Source organism: Streptomyces sp. NPDC054956, assembly GCF_053609185.1.
Window position 1 is genome coordinate 1 of sequence record NZ_JBSGXB010000060.1, and the last position, 13,194, is coordinate 13,194.

Consider the following 13,194-nt stretch of genomic DNA (forward strand, 5'->3'; position numbering starts at 1 on the left):
GAGCGGGGGTCCGGGGGCTGGCCCGCGGCAACGGCGCCGCACCCGGCCACCCCTCCGTATGCGCACACCCACCTACCCCCGAACGGGAGTTCAGCCATGGCCCCCACCCCCGAGGACGAAGTCCTCCACCGCTTCGAGAGCGGCGTCTCGTGGATCACCCTCAACCGCCCCGAGGCGATGAACGCCGTCACCTGGGACCAGCGCGAGCGCGTCATCGCGCTGCTCGCCGAGGCCTCCGCCGACCCCGCCGTGCGGGCCGTCGTCGTCACCGCCACCGGCAAGGGGTTCTGCGCGGGCGCGGACCTGCGCGGGTCGCCCGCCACCGGCGAGCGGGTCGCCGGCGACGTGGCCCGCATGATCCGGCTCGGCGCGCAGCGCCTGATCACCGCCGTGCTCGACTGCGAGAAGCCCGTCATCGCCGCCGTCAACGGCACCGCGGCCGGCATCGGCGCGCACCTCGCGCTCGCCTGCGACCTGGTCATCGCCGCCGAACCGGCCCGCTTCATCGAGGTGTTCGTCCGCCGCGGCCTGGTCCCGGACGGCGGCGGCGCGTACCTGCTGCCCCGCCTGGTCGGACCGCAGAAGGCGAAGGAGCTGATGTTCTTCGGCGACGCCGTCCCGGCCGCCGAGGCCGAACGCCTGGGCCTGGTCAACAAGGTCGTCCCGGCCGAGGAGCTGGAGCAGACCGCCCGGGCGTGGGCCGAGCGCCTCGCGCAGGGCCCCACCCGCGCCCTCGCCATGACGAAGCAGCTGGTCAACGCCTCCCTGGACGGCGACCGGGCGACCGCACTCGCCGCCGAGGCCACCGCCCAGGAGCTGAACATGACCACCGCCGACGCGAACGAGGGCGTGGCCAGCTTCGTGGAGCGCCGCACGCCCAAGTACCTGGGGCGATAGGGCGACCCCAGCCCTCCGGCCGGACCCCGCGCGCCGCGCCGGACGTCACATGCGGGGGTCCGGCTTCAGGAGGGCGAACAGCGCACCCGCCGGGTCCGCGAGGAAGGCGATCCGGCCGACGTCCGGGACGTCCGCCGCCGGCATCAGGACCGATCCGCCGCCGGCCGTGGTCGCCGCCACGGTGGCGTCGACGTCCGCGACGTTGAAGTACGGCACCCAGCCCTTGGGCCCCTCGCCCTGGGAGGGGGCGACCCCGCCGAAGGAGGCCTCCTGCTGGTCCCCGTCGGCGATGCTCAGCACCCGGTAGGTCATCCCGGGCGCCTCCATGTCGGCGGAGCGCCAGCCGAACAGGCCCGCGTAGAAGGCGATGTCCGCCACCGGGTCCGGTACGTGCAGTTCCGCCCAGACCAGCGTGTTCTCGGCGGAGGCCAGCCCCAGTCCGGCGGTCTTGCCGGGCTGCCAGAGCGCGAACTCCGCGCCCTGCGGGTCGGTGGCCTGTGCCAGCCAGCCCTCCCCCATGACGTCCATGGGCTCCATGCGCACCGCTCCGCCGCCCGCCCTGACCCCGTCCACGGTGGCCTGGATGTCGGGGGTGTGGAAGTGCAGCATCCAGGCGGACTTGGCGCCCTCCTCGGTGAGCGGCCCGAGCGCGGCGACGGTCTTGCCGTCGATCTGGAAGAAGCCGTAGCCGCCGGCCTCGGGGCCGAGGGAGACGTAGTCCCAGCCGAAGACTCCGGTGTAGAAGGAGACGGCGGCGTCGGTGTCGGGGCTCCCGAGGTCGAGCCAGTTGGGCGATCCCTTGCGGAAATCGGTGCCGAGCATGTGGTCCTCCTGTGGTCCGTCACGCGGTCCGCGACGCGGTCCTCCGACACGATGCCGAGCCCGTGCGGGGGCCGTGGGCCACGGGCCGGGACCGGCTCCCGGGTTCACCCGAACGGCGTACGCGGCTGCGCGCCCGGCCCGGGGCCGCACCGGCGTGCGCGGCCGCGCTCGAGGGGCCGCCTCCTCGGCTACGGCGTCCGCTTGTGCAGCACCCGTACGTCCCCGTCGTCCGGGTCTCCGATCAGCACGAACAGCTCCGGCTTCCGCGCGGTCCCCGCCACGTCCCACCGAAGCTCCGCGCGGCCCTTGCAGTCGGGGACCTTCAGGAACACGCCGCCCCGGTGGAAGTCGTCCGCCTCCACGGGCACCCACGTACCGGGCCCCGAACAGCTGCCGACCTGCTCGAACGCGTCGGTCACGGGCACTTTCACCGCCTTCGCCTCGCCCTCGGCCCCGAGTTCGAGCCGGACCCCGTCGCCCTCCCACTCGCCGACGTAGTCGGCCCCCGCCAGGACCGGCGGCCGGTACGCGGGCGCGGTGGCCCCGAACCAGAAGGTGGCGATCACCGCGGCCAGGGCCGGCAGGATCGCCCACCGGCGCACCCTGCCCCTCGGCACCTGCCGCATCCGCGCGAACACCGACACCGCCACGGGCAGCACCCCGTACACGGCGATCCAGCCCCACGTGGCGGCGTACGAGGTGTGGTCCAGGAGGGAGACCGGTACGGCGTACACGGCCGCGATCGCGCCCAGCACCGGCAGGGCCCACCACGGTGCGGAGACCCGGGTGCGCACGCCGGCCGCGTTCGAGAGCTCCATCACCGGCGTGGTGACGAGCGCGCTGTGCACGTACCCCAGCCCGATCATGAGGAACGGCCCGCAGACGAGCATGAGGAACATCCAGAAGAGCACGGCGATGCCGCCGCCGTAGCCCCGGCCGTAGGGCTCTTCCGCGAGGCTGGAAATCTGCCAGTACAGCACCGCGCAGAAGAGCTGCGCTCCCCCCACCGCCTCGGCCCCCGGCGCGATCCCGCTCCAGTGGTCCTGGCGCGGCCGTTCCGTCGTCTGCACGTGGTTCCACACGGCGAGCACCCCCCAGGACGTCTATTGAACACGTTCAACCGAGGCAGACCCTACACCCCCCTTCCAATCTGACGCACCGTCAGCTTCAATCGGTCGTGTGATGGGACACGCAGGGATGGCGGCCACCGTCGTCCGATACCTCAGGTCAGTCGGCTCCCCCACCTCCGCCGCCGCGGAGCCCGGGGCCGAGCCCGTCGACGCACTGCCGCGCCCCGAGCTGCGGGCCGTGGGCGAGGACGAACGCGCGCCCGTCAGCCCCGCCGAATTCCGGGCCGTACTGGGGAACTTCGCCAGTGGGGTCACGATCATCACGGCCCCGCCCGGCGAGGACGACGAGGGCCCGGCCGGCTTCGCCTGCCAGTCCTTCGCCTCGCTCTCCCTCGACCCGCCGCTGGTCACCTTCATGGTGGCCCGTACGTCGACCACCTGGCCCCGCATCGCGCGCGCCGGGGTGTTCTGCGTCAACATCCTCGGCGCCGAACAGGGCGAGCTGTGCCGCGCGTTCGCCGTCAGCGGCGCCGACAAGTTCGCCGGGGTCGACCACTCCCCCGCACCCGCCACCGGGTCACCGCAGCTGGAGGCGGTGCCCGCCTGGATCGACTGCCGGATCCACGCCGTGCACACCGGCGGGGACCACCTCATCGTCGTGGGCAAGGTCGAGGCCATGGGCGCGGCCGGCGAGGGCGACCCCCTCCTCTTCCACAAGGGCCGCTTCGGCCGCTTCGCCGACTGATACCTGCCGCGAGAACCACCGAGGCCGGGCCCGCTCCTCATGAGCGGGCCCGGCCTCGTTGCGCGACGGGTACAGCGGATTCAGAACGTGAGCACCCCGCGCGCCACCCGCCCGTGGTGGGCGTCGTCCGCCGCCTTGGCGAAGTCCTCGATGGGGTAGACCTCCGTCACCAGCTCGTCCAGCAGCAGCTTGCCCTGCCGGTAGAGCTCCGCGTAGAGGGCGATGTCGCGCTGCGGGCGCGAGGACCCGTACCGGCAGCCCATGATCGTCTTGTCCAGGTACATGGAGGAGACCTGGAAGGCCGCCTCCTCCTTGAACCCGGGCACGCCGAGCAGGATCGCCTGGCCGTGCCGGTCCAGGAGGTCGATCGCCTGCCGGATCAGCTTGACGTTGCCCACGCACTCGAAGGCGTGGTCGGCGCCGGTCGGCAGGATGTCGCGGACGGCCGCCGAGGTGTCCGGGACCACCGAGGCGTCCACGAAGTGCGTGGCGCCGAACTGCCGGGCCACCGCCTCCTTCGCCGGGTTGGCGTCCACCGCGACGATGGTGGTGGCGCCCGCGATCCGCGCGCCCTGCAGCACGTTGAGCCCGATGCCGCCGGTGCCGATGACGACGACCGTGTCGCCCCGGTCCACCTTGGCCCGGTTCAGTACGGCGCCGACGCCCGTCAGGACGCCGCAGCCGATCAACGCGGCCGAGGTCAGCGGAATGTCCTTGGGGATCTTCACCGCCTGTACGGCCTTGACGATGGTCCGCTCCGCGAAGGCCGAGTTGGAGGCGAACTGGAAGAGCGGCTGCCCGCCCCGCGAGAACGGCTGCCCCGGCATCCCGATGGCCTTGCGGCACATGGTCGGCCGGCCCCGGTCGCAGTCGGCGCACGCCCCGCAGTTGGCGAGCGTGGACAGCGCCACGTGGTCCCCGGGCGCGACGTGCGTCACCCCGGACCCGACCGCCTCCACCACACCCGCGCCCTCGTGCCCGAGCACGACCGGCGGCGGGAACGGGATCGTCCCGTCGATCACCGAAAGGTCGCTGTGGCACAGGCCGGCCGCCGATATCGCGACCAGCACCTCCCCCGGCCCCGGGTCCCGGATCTCCAGATCGTCGACCACCTGGGCCTGCTTGCCGTCGAAAACGACGCCTCTCACCTGGACTCCTTAGGCAGGCCGAGCACGCGCTCGGCGATGATGTTGCGCTGGATCTCGTCCGAGCCGCCGTAGATCGTGTCGGCGCGGGTGAACAGGAACAGGCGTTGCTCCTCGTCGAGTCCGAGTTCGTACGGGACCTCCTGGGCCCAGTGCGCCGGCCCGGCCGAGGCCGCCGCGCCCCGGACGGCCACCGCCAGCTCCCCGAGCCGCCGGTGCCAGCCACCCCACAGCAGCTTGGCCACGCTCGGCGCGCCCGGGTCCCCGTCCGCGGAGCCCAGCGTGCGCAGTGCGTTCCAGCGCATGGTGCGCAGCTCCGCCCACTGCCGTACGAGGCGGTCGCGCAGCACGGGGTCGCCCGCGCCCGCGGCTCCGTACGAGGCCAGGTACGAGGCGACGACCCGCTCCAGTTCGGCCGCGAAGCCGATCTGCTGGACGAGGGTGGAGACCCCCCGTTCCAGTGCGAGCAGTCCCATGGCCACGGACCAGCCGTTGCCCTCCCCGCCGACGACCTCGGCGGCGACGGCCCCGTCGAAGAACACCTCGTTGAACTCGGAGGTCCCCGACATCTGCCGGATCGGCCGCACGTCGACCCGGCCGGGCTGGTCCATCCGTACGAGGAGGAAGGACAGCCCCCGGTGCCGCTTGGAGCCGGGCTCCGTGCGGGCCAGGACGAAGCACCAGTCGGCGTCCTGGGCGAGGGAGGTCCAGATCTTCTGCCCGGTGACGCGCAGCAGCCCGTCCGCGGCGTCCCGGACGGCCGTCGTACGGATTCCCGCGAGGTCGGAGCCCGCGCCCGGTTCGGAGTACCCCTGGCACCACAGTTCCTCGCCGCGGGCGATGCCAGGGAGGAAGCGGGCCCGCTGTTCCGGGGAGCCGTAGGCGATCAGCGTGGGGGCGAGGAGGTTCTCGCCGATGTGGCCGACCCGGGCGGGGGCGCGGGCGGCCGCGTACTCCTCGGCCCACACCACCTGTCCGGTGAGGGAGAGCCGCCGGTTGCCGTACTCCCCGTCCGCCGTGTCCCAGCCCTGGCCGATCCACCCGCCGCTGCCCAGCTCGCGCTCCCAGGCACGGCGCAGCTCGACGCCCTCGTGCTCGCTGCCGGGGCCGCCGAGGCCGATGGCCGCCTCGTACGGTCCCGCGAGGTGCTCGGCCAGCCACGACCGGGCCTGGCCGCGCAGCTCCTCGTCCTCCTCGCCGAAGCTGAAGTCCATATCCCTGGCTCCCTCGTCCCTCGACTCCCTGCCACCGACCCCCGGCCGCAGCCGGTCCCCACAGAACGTCCGGCCGCGGCCTACGCGTTGGGGCGGTCCTTGGCTGCCGCCGCCTTGGCCATGGCTTCGAGCTGCGCGAGCATCGGCATCGGGTCGGTGCCGACGGTGCCGGGCAGGAAGTCGGCGATCTTCTCGGGGGTCCAGGAGCCCTCCGCGTACCCGGCGCGCAGTTCTCGGGGCTGGGCCCAGACGGCGATCTTGGGGCCGGCGATCGTGTAGACCTGCCCGGTGATCTTCTCTCCGCCGACGGCGACGGCCTTGTCGGAGAGCAGGTAGGTGACGAGCGCGGCCACGTCCTCGGGCTCGCCGATCTCCTTGAGCTCCATGGGCACGTTGGCCGACATCCGGGTGCGCGCGACGGGTGCGACGGCGTTGGAGGTGACCCCGTACTTGGCCAGGCCCAGTGCGGCGGAGCGGACGAGGGAGATGATCCCGCCCTTGGCGGCGCTGTAGTTGGCCTGGGCCACCGAGCCCTGGTGGTTGCCGCTGGTGAAGCCGATCAGCGTGCCCGTGCCCTGCCGGCGCATGACGGCGGAGGCGGCGCGGAAGACGGTGAAGGTGCCCTTGAGGTGGGTGGCGACCACCGGGTCCCACTCCTCCTCGGACATGTTGAACAGCATCCGCTCGCGCAGGATGCCGGCGACGCAGACGACCCCGTCGATGCGTCCGTACTGGGCGAGCGCGGTGTCGACGATGCGCTGGCCGCCCGCCATCGTCGAGATGTCGTCGGCCACGGCGACGGCTTCGCCGCCGGCCGCGACGATCTCCTTCACGACCGCTTCGGCGATCTCGCTGGTCGGTTCCCCGCCCTCGATGCCGACTCCGTAGTCGTTGACGACGACCTTGGCACCCTCGGCGGCCGCGGCGAGTGCCACGGCCCGCCCGATGCCCCGGCCGGCGCCCGTGACGGCGACGACCTTGCCTGCCAAGAAGTTCCCCATGCCCGGCCCCTTCCCGTGGTTTCTGACGGACCGTTAGATTCTATGGGCAGTCAGATGCGCCAGCACAAGCCCCAGTTCACTTCCGGCTACAAGGAGCTGATGAGATCCATGGGCATGCCCGCCGAGTTCCACGACATCGCCAAGCGCGTCAACAACTGGGGCCGCTGGGGCGCCGGCGACGAGATCGGCACCCTGAACCTCGTCACCGACGAAGTCGTACGGGCCGCCGCCGCCGAGATCCGCACCGGACGCCGGATCCCGCTCGCGCTGCCGCTCAAGGAGGACGGGGTGCAGGCCGGCATGATCCCCGGCCGGATCAACCCGCTGCACACGATGGTGCAGATCAACCAGGAGATCTTCGGCCCCGGCACCGTGGCCTGCAGCGACGACGCGGTGACCTTCGGACTCCAGGCCGGGACCCACTGGGACGCGCTCACGCACGTCTCGCACTCGGGGAAGATCTACAACGGCCGCCCGGCCGGCACCATCACCGCGCACGGCCGCGCCGAGTTCAGCGGCATCGACAAGGCCGGGCACATCGTCTCGCGCGGAGTCCTGCTGGACGTGGCCCGCGCGAAGGGCCTGGACCGGCTCCCCGGGGGCCACGCGGTGACCCCGGAGGACCTGGCGGAGGCGGAGGAGTTCGGGGGCGTCACCGTACGCGCGGGCGACATCGTGCTGGTCCGTACCGGACAGGTCCAGGTCTACCTGGCCGGCGACAAGCACGGCTACGGCTTCCCCTCGCCCGGCCTGTCCGTCCGCACCCCGGAGTGGTTCCACGCGCGGGACGTGGCGGCCGTCGCCAACGACACCCTGACCTTCGAGATCTTCCCTCCGGAGATCGAGGACCTGTGGCTGCCGGTGCACGCGCTGGACCTGGTCGAGATGGGCATGCACCAGGGCCAGAACTGGAACCTCGAAAAGTTGTCCACAGCCTGTGCAGAGGAGAACCGCTACGCGTTCCTCCTCTCCGCCATGCCGGAACCCTTCGTCGGCGCGGTCGGCACCCCGGTGGCCCCGGTCGCCATCCTCTGAGCCGCGCCCGCCGCGCGCCCGCCGAGCGCCCGCCGTCCGCCGCCGGCCCCGGCGGCGGGGCGGTGCTCAGCCGCTGCCGACGACGTCGTCGCAGGCGGGGCAGAGCCGGCCCTCGTCCTCCGGGGCGCACCACGGGGAGCCGGGGTCTGCGGACGGCTTCCACGAGGCCGCTTCCATGGCGAAGGTGTCCTTGCCGCAGTAGGTCCGCGGGCCGGCGACCCCGGTCGTTCCCGGGGCGGCGGGCGCCGCGTGCACGCGCAGGACGGACCCTTCGTCGTCACCGGACATCTCGTACACCACGACCATCCCGCTCATACCTCGACCGTAAGCCCTCACGGGAGGGCGAGCACGTCCTCGATCACCGCCCGGAGCTCCTCGTCGTGGAGGAACGCCCGGTAGTCCCCGTACGTCGACAGGCGCCGGTCGAACCCCCTCACCTCGAGCAGCGCGGACCGCGCCGACGGGGTGACCCCGCCGATGCGGGACAGACCCCGCAGCGCGGCGACGAAGGCCCCGTAGCTGTCGTCGCCGTCGGCCATCGGCAGGACGAACTCCTCCAGCACCGACGCACTCGGCTCGGGCTCACCCGTGATCGACCACAGCGCGATCGCGGCCCGGATCCGGTACCGGCCCTCGGACTCCTCCATGGTCCGCCGGACCCGGTCGGCGGACGGATCAGGAACCGTCGGTCCGCGCGGGGCCGGCTCGGCGGACGACGCGGCCGGCCCCATGGCCGCCAGCACCTCGGCGGCCCGGTCCGCGCTCCTCGCGTCGTCCCGCAGCGCCAGGACCTCGGGCAGCGCGGCGACCGCGTCGTCCGGCCCCCACGCTTCCAGGGTGTCGAGGAACTGCGGGGTCAGCGGACCGTGGCCGTCGTTGTGCGCGGCATGGTGCCGCATCACCTCCCGCAGGGCGGGCAGCAGGACGTCCGCGTGCGGCCGCAGGGGCATCAAGACCTCGTGGATCTCCGGGAGTCGGGGATCCCCCAGGACGTAGCCGCGTCCGTACTCCTCCCGATAGGGCTCGTAGAGCCGCTCGACCAGCCCGGGGAGGCCCCGCGGGTCGCCGATGCGGGCCAGCGCCCAGCGCGCGTAGGCGCCGACGGTTCCCTCGGTGTAGTCGAAGGCGTCCTCACCCGGGTCGTCGATCAGCGCGGCGAGCCGGTCCGCGTACGCGGCCGCCCGTGGGCCGAGCACCGCGAGGAGATGGGCCGCCTTGAGCCGCACCGCGTCGTCCGGATCTCCCAGCATCGCGCCCGCCAGGGGCAGCACCACGGGCGCCACGGACGGCCGGAGCACCAGCAGCCGCCACGCGTGGTCCAGCACGGCTCGGCGCAGCTCGGTGTCCGTGCGGTCCGCCGCGTCCGCCGGCCGGGCCACGAACGACAGCGCCGCCTCCGGGTCCTGGCCGAGGAGGCCGACCGCCCGACGGACGACGTCCTCGCGGGAGAAGGCTTCCTCGACGCCCGGCTCGTACCAGGCCGCCTCGAACTCCGGGCGGGTGGCGGCGTCGGAGAGGACCTCCAGCAGCAGTTCGGCCCGTTCGGGCGGCACCCGCGGGTCCAGCCGCGCCCAGGAGCACACCGCCGCGGCCTTCATGACGGGACCGCCGTCGCGCAGCACACCGGCCAGCACCGCCCGTACCCGCTCCACCCCCCGCACCCGCTCCACCGCCCGGGCTCCGCCTCCGGCGGCAGCTCCCGCGCCGCCGGCCGCCTCCGCCGCGGCCGCGGCGCCCAGTTCGAGCAGCACCGCCAAGCGCACCGTCTGGTCCGTCTCGGCCTCCCACCGCTCCAGCAGGGGCGCGGCGGTCGCCGCCGGGATCACCCGGCCGTTCTCCGGAGCCAGACAGAAGTACAGCGTGGAGACGTCCTCCTCCTTCGCCGCCGCCCCCGCCTGCGCGATGCGCCGCAGCGCGCGCGGCAGGCCGCTGATCGGGTGCTGCGGAAGGGCTGCCTCGAACCCGTCCCACGCCACCGCGTCCAGCGACTCCATCGAAATGCCCGTCATTCCCACCCCGTCGCCTCGGCAAGCCGCCGGCCCGTGAGGCTCCCGCGGAGTGGGCCGGGCCGGGGCCCGGCCACCTCCGGTTCAGCGGGTGGCGGCGTACGCGCATGCGCGCCCCGAGCACGGCACGGCAGCCGCCACCCCACGACCCGCACTCGTCAAGGCAGGACCCTTGGCGTCCCCTCGCGACGAATCGCTCAGGACAAGGGTGATCACTAGTTGACGAACCGTCAACACCTCGTTAGAGGTACAAGCGCGGTTCCCGGCTCCGGTTATGGATCGGGTCATGGTTCTGATCGTGGACCGGAGCGTGGACCGGAGCGTGGATCGGGAGCTCCGGTCCGTCCGCCGCCAGGTCCGCCGCCGCCTTCTCCGCGCGGTCGACCTCGCACCAGATCCGCTTGCCCGCGCCCTCGGGCTGCCAGCCCCAGCGGTCCGCCAGCCCGTCCACCAGCTCCAGGCCGCGGCCGCCCGTATCGTCCCCGGCGGCCTGCCGCCGGGCCGGCGCCCGGCCGCTCGCGTCGGCCACCTCGACCCGGACCCCCGGCTCCCCGAACAGCATGCGCAGCACGGCGGGGCAGCCGGTGTGCACGACGGCGTTGGTGACCAGCTCGGAGATCAGCAGGATCAGCGTCTCGGCGAGCGGCTCGTCGTCCCCTATGCCGGACCCCGCCAGCCGCGAGCGGGCCCACCGCCGGGCCCTGCCGACCTCGGCGGGGTCCGGTCCTACCTCCAGCTGAACCTGAAGCACCTGCACCGCTCACACCATCCGAACCGGCGGACACTTCGCCTCGCGACTGACGGGGTCACCCGGTGGCACCTCCGGGCGGCAGCCCACGGTGAGTGACCCCCTTGGAGAGCAGCATGGTTGACATACAGTCACCACAACAAGCGCTTCGGGCATATTCCAGCGTGAAGGAGTAGGCGTGGTGCATACTGTGCGACGCCCGCGCCGCTCAACCGCTCGCATTCCCGGGAGCGTACCGGAGCTGCCCCCCGACTCTGGGCCGCAATGAGTCGGGCGAAGGACACAAACCGATATCAACTCTCTGTAATCGGACATGCGTCCCGCGCCGTCCTTCCCGTGCCCGGTCGTCACAGCGAGCGAGCGGGCAGGTCACCCCGCCGGCGCCTCCGCCGATGCCTCCGTCAGTGCCTCCGCCATCAGCTCCTCCGCCAGCTCCTGCTCCGCCTCGGCCGCCGTCTGCCACTGCCGCGCCCGCACCCACGCCCGCTTCAGGTGCAGGTGCACGTCCGCCTCCCAGGTGAAGCCCATCCCGCCGTGCACCTGGAGGCAGTCCCGCGCGTTGCGCACGGCCGCCTCGTCGGCCAGCAGCTTGGCCCCGGCCACCTCCGCGGAGTCCGCGGTGACCGCCGCCGCGTAGACCGCCGTACGGGCCACCTCGGCCCGCACCAGCATCTGGGCGCACAGGTGCTTGACCGCCTGGAACGCCCCGATCGGCTGCCCGAACTGCTCGCGTTCCCCGGCGTACCGCACCGCCAGCTCCACCGTGCGCAGCGCGCTGCCGAGCTGGAGGGCCGCCGTCAGCAGCGCCCCCGCTTCGCGGACCTCCGGGTCCGGACGGCCGTGGCCCGCCGCCATCAGCATCCGGAAGGGCGCCCTCGCCAGCGGCGTGAGGGGATCCACCGAGGGGACCGGCTCCCCCGTCCACTTCCACTTCCGGGTCAGCCCGAGCACCGCGTCGGCGTCGGCGAGGTGGGCCACGAGCGACCCGTCCAGGTCGCAGGCCGTCACCACGGTCTCCCCCTCCGCGGCCCCCGGCACGGTCCCCGCGGCCAGGTGGGTGGCGACCAGCGGCCCCGGCAGGAGCGCCCGGCCGGCCTCCTCGAAGACGAGGACCGCCTCCGGCAGGCCCAGCCCGACCCCGCCCTCCTTCTCCGGGAGCCGCAGGGCGAAGAAGCCGGCCGCGCCGAGCTCCCGCCACAGCGACCGGTCCACGGAGCGGCCCGTTTCCGCCGCCCGGTCGACCGAGGCCCGCAGCGCCTCGCGCCCGTACCGCCCCTCCAGGAGGTCCCGTACGCCTGCCCGCAGGTCCCGCTGGTCCTGCGTCGGCTGGAAGTCCACGGAACGCTCACCTGCCCTTCGGAAGGCCGAGGATCCGCTCGGCGACGATGTTCTGCTGGATCTGCGAGGTGCCCGCCGCGATGGTGTACGAGAGCGAGGAGAGCCGGTCCAGGGTCCAGTCCTCCTCCAGCGAGAGGGACTCGGCCCCCAGCACCTCGGCGGCCGTGTCGTACAGCTCCTGGCGGGCGTGCGAGTACGCCAGCTTGAAGACGCTGCCGCCGATGCCGGGGACCCCGCCGGAGCGCTCGGACTCGCTGACGTTCCACTGGGTGAGCCGCCACAGGGCGCCGAACTCCCCGTACAGCCGCCCGAGCCTGCGGCGCAGTACGGGATCGTCCCAGCGGCCGTTGGCCTTCGCGGTGCGCGCCAGCTCGCCGAGGGTGCGCCGGCAGGCGACGACCTCGCCGACGAAGGCGGTGCCGCGCTCGAAGGACAGGGTCACCATCGTGACCCGCCAGCCGTCGTTCTCGGCGCCGACCCGGTTGGCGACCGGGACCCGTACCTCGTCGAGGAACATCTCCGCGAACTCGGTGGACCCGGCGAGCGTGCGCAGCGGCCGTACGGTCACCCCCGGCGCGTCCATGGGCATGGCCAGCCAGGTGATCCCCCGGTGCTTCGGCGTGGTCGCGGTGACCGGGTCCGTGCGCACCAGCAGTTCGCACCAGTCGGCGACCTCCGCGTGCGAGGTCCAGATCTTCGATCCGGTGATCACGTACTCGTCGCCGTCGCGGACGGCGCGGGTGCGCAGCGAGGCCAGGTCGGAGCCGGCGTCCGGCTCGCTGAAGCCCTGGCACCACACCTCGTCGCCGCGCAGTACGGGCGGCAGCCAGCGCGCCCGCTGCTCGGCGGTGCCCTCGGCGGCGATGGTCGGTCCGGCGTGCAGCAGCCCGACGAAGTTCGCGCCGACGTACGGGGCTCCCGCGCGCTCGGTCTCCTCCAGGTAGATCAGGTGCTGCGTGGGGGTGGCCCCGCGGCCGCCCGCGTCCACCGGCCAGTGCAGGCCCGCGTAGCCGGCGTCGTACAGCCGGCGCTGCCAGCCGGCGTCGTAGGCGCGGCGGCCGGGCCAGTCGTCGGGCGAGGGCTTGGGGGGCAGCTGGGGGAGCGTCTCGGCGAGCCAGGCGCGCAGCTCCGCCCGGAACTCCTGCTCCTCCTCGGTGTAGGTGAGGTCCACTC

General features: G+C 73.4%; 13 protein-coding genes. 3 read left to right on the top strand and 10 right to left on the bottom strand.

Annotated elements, in window-relative coordinates; genetic code table 11:
* The first annotated feature begins 96 nt into the window (after positions 1–96).
* Complete coding sequence (locus ACWGDE_RS13215; RefSeq protein ID WP_453389071.1) at positions 97–897, top strand: enoyl-CoA hydratase/isomerase family protein; 801 nt, start codon at positions 97–99, stop codon at positions 895–897.
* A 45-nt stretch (positions 898–942) separates the two neighbouring features.
* On the opposite strand, the gene ACWGDE_RS13220 is transcribed toward ACWGDE_RS13215, so the two are convergent.
* Together ACWGDE_RS13220 and ACWGDE_RS13225 are read right to left on the bottom strand one after the other, a co-directional pair.
* Positions 943–1,719, bottom strand: a complete 777-nt coding sequence (locus ACWGDE_RS13220) for a VOC family protein (protein ID WP_453389072.1) — start codon at positions 1,717–1,719, stop codon at positions 943–945.
* Between the two features lie 188 nt (positions 1,720–1,907).
* A complete protein-coding gene (locus tag ACWGDE_RS13225; protein WP_453389073.1) occupies positions 1,908–2,801 on the bottom strand; it encodes a hypothetical protein in 894 nt (297 codons plus the stop codon).
* 115 nt (positions 2,802–2,916) lie between these two features.
* Between ACWGDE_RS13225 and ACWGDE_RS13230 the strand changes: the two genes are divergently transcribed.
* On the top strand, positions 2,917–3,534 hold the full coding sequence (locus ACWGDE_RS13230) for a flavin reductase family protein (RefSeq protein WP_453389094.1): 618 nt from the start codon (positions 2,917–2,919) through the stop codon (positions 3,532–3,534).
* 80 nt (positions 3,535–3,614) lie between these two features.
* On the opposite strand, the gene ACWGDE_RS13235 is transcribed toward ACWGDE_RS13230, so the two are convergent.
* The 3 genes from ACWGDE_RS13235 to ACWGDE_RS13245 all read right to left on the bottom strand — a co-directional run bounded on the left by ACWGDE_RS13235 (position 3,615) and on the right by ACWGDE_RS13245 (position 6,894).
* Complete coding sequence (locus tag ACWGDE_RS13235) at positions 3,615–4,682, bottom strand: Zn-dependent alcohol dehydrogenase (protein ID WP_453389074.1); 1,068 nt, start codon at positions 4,680–4,682, stop codon at positions 3,615–3,617.
* A complete protein-coding gene (locus tag ACWGDE_RS13240; protein ID WP_453389075.1) occupies positions 4,679–5,893 on the bottom strand; it encodes an acyl-CoA dehydrogenase family protein in 1,215 nt (404 codons plus the stop codon). Before ACWGDE_RS13240 ends, ACWGDE_RS13235 begins: the two co-directional genes overlap by 4 nt.
* Positions 5,894–5,973: 80 nt before the next feature.
* Positions 5,974–6,894, bottom strand: coding sequence for an SDR family NAD(P)-dependent oxidoreductase (locus tag ACWGDE_RS13245; protein ID WP_453389076.1), 921 nt, complete (start codon positions 6,892–6,894; stop codon positions 5,974–5,976).
* Positions 6,895–7,002: 108 nt separating this feature from the next.
* Here ACWGDE_RS13245 and ACWGDE_RS13250 point away from each other — a divergent pair, with 108 nt between their 5' ends.
* Positions 7,003–7,929 (top strand): cyclase family protein, encoded by a 927-nt coding sequence (locus ACWGDE_RS13250; protein WP_453389095.1) that lies wholly within the window; start codon positions 7,003–7,005, stop codon positions 7,927–7,929.
* A 66-nt stretch (positions 7,930–7,995) separates the two neighbouring features.
* On the opposite strand, the gene ACWGDE_RS13255 is transcribed toward ACWGDE_RS13250, so the two are convergent.
* The 5 genes from ACWGDE_RS13255 to ACWGDE_RS13275 form a co-directional block, all read right to left on the bottom strand.
* A complete protein-coding gene (locus tag ACWGDE_RS13255) occupies positions 7,996–8,244 on the bottom strand; it encodes a hypothetical protein (RefSeq protein ID WP_453389077.1) in 249 nt (82 codons plus the stop codon).
* 17 nt (positions 8,245–8,261) lie between these two features.
* On the bottom strand, positions 8,262–9,938 hold the full coding sequence (locus ACWGDE_RS13260) for a hypothetical protein (RefSeq protein ID WP_453389078.1): 1,677 nt from the start codon (positions 9,936–9,938) through the stop codon (positions 8,262–8,264).
* 238 nt (positions 9,939–10,176) lie between these two features.
* On the bottom strand, positions 10,177–10,692 hold the full coding sequence (locus tag ACWGDE_RS13265) for an ATP-binding protein (RefSeq protein WP_453389079.1): 516 nt from the start codon (positions 10,690–10,692) through the stop codon (positions 10,177–10,179).
* 360 nt (positions 10,693–11,052) lie between these two features.
* The gene (locus ACWGDE_RS13270) at positions 11,053–12,021 is read right to left on the bottom strand and encodes an acyl-CoA dehydrogenase family protein (protein WP_453389080.1); all 969 of its coding nucleotides are present in this window, start codon (positions 12,019–12,021) and stop codon (positions 11,053–11,055) included.
* Between the two features lie 7 nt (positions 12,022–12,028).
* Positions 12,029–13,192 carry an acyl-CoA dehydrogenase gene (locus ACWGDE_RS13275; RefSeq protein WP_453389081.1) on the bottom strand — a complete coding sequence of 388 codons (1,164 nt, stop codon included), beginning with the start codon at positions 13,190–13,192 and terminating at the stop codon, positions 12,029–12,031.
* Positions 13,193–13,194 lie beyond the last annotated feature (2 nt).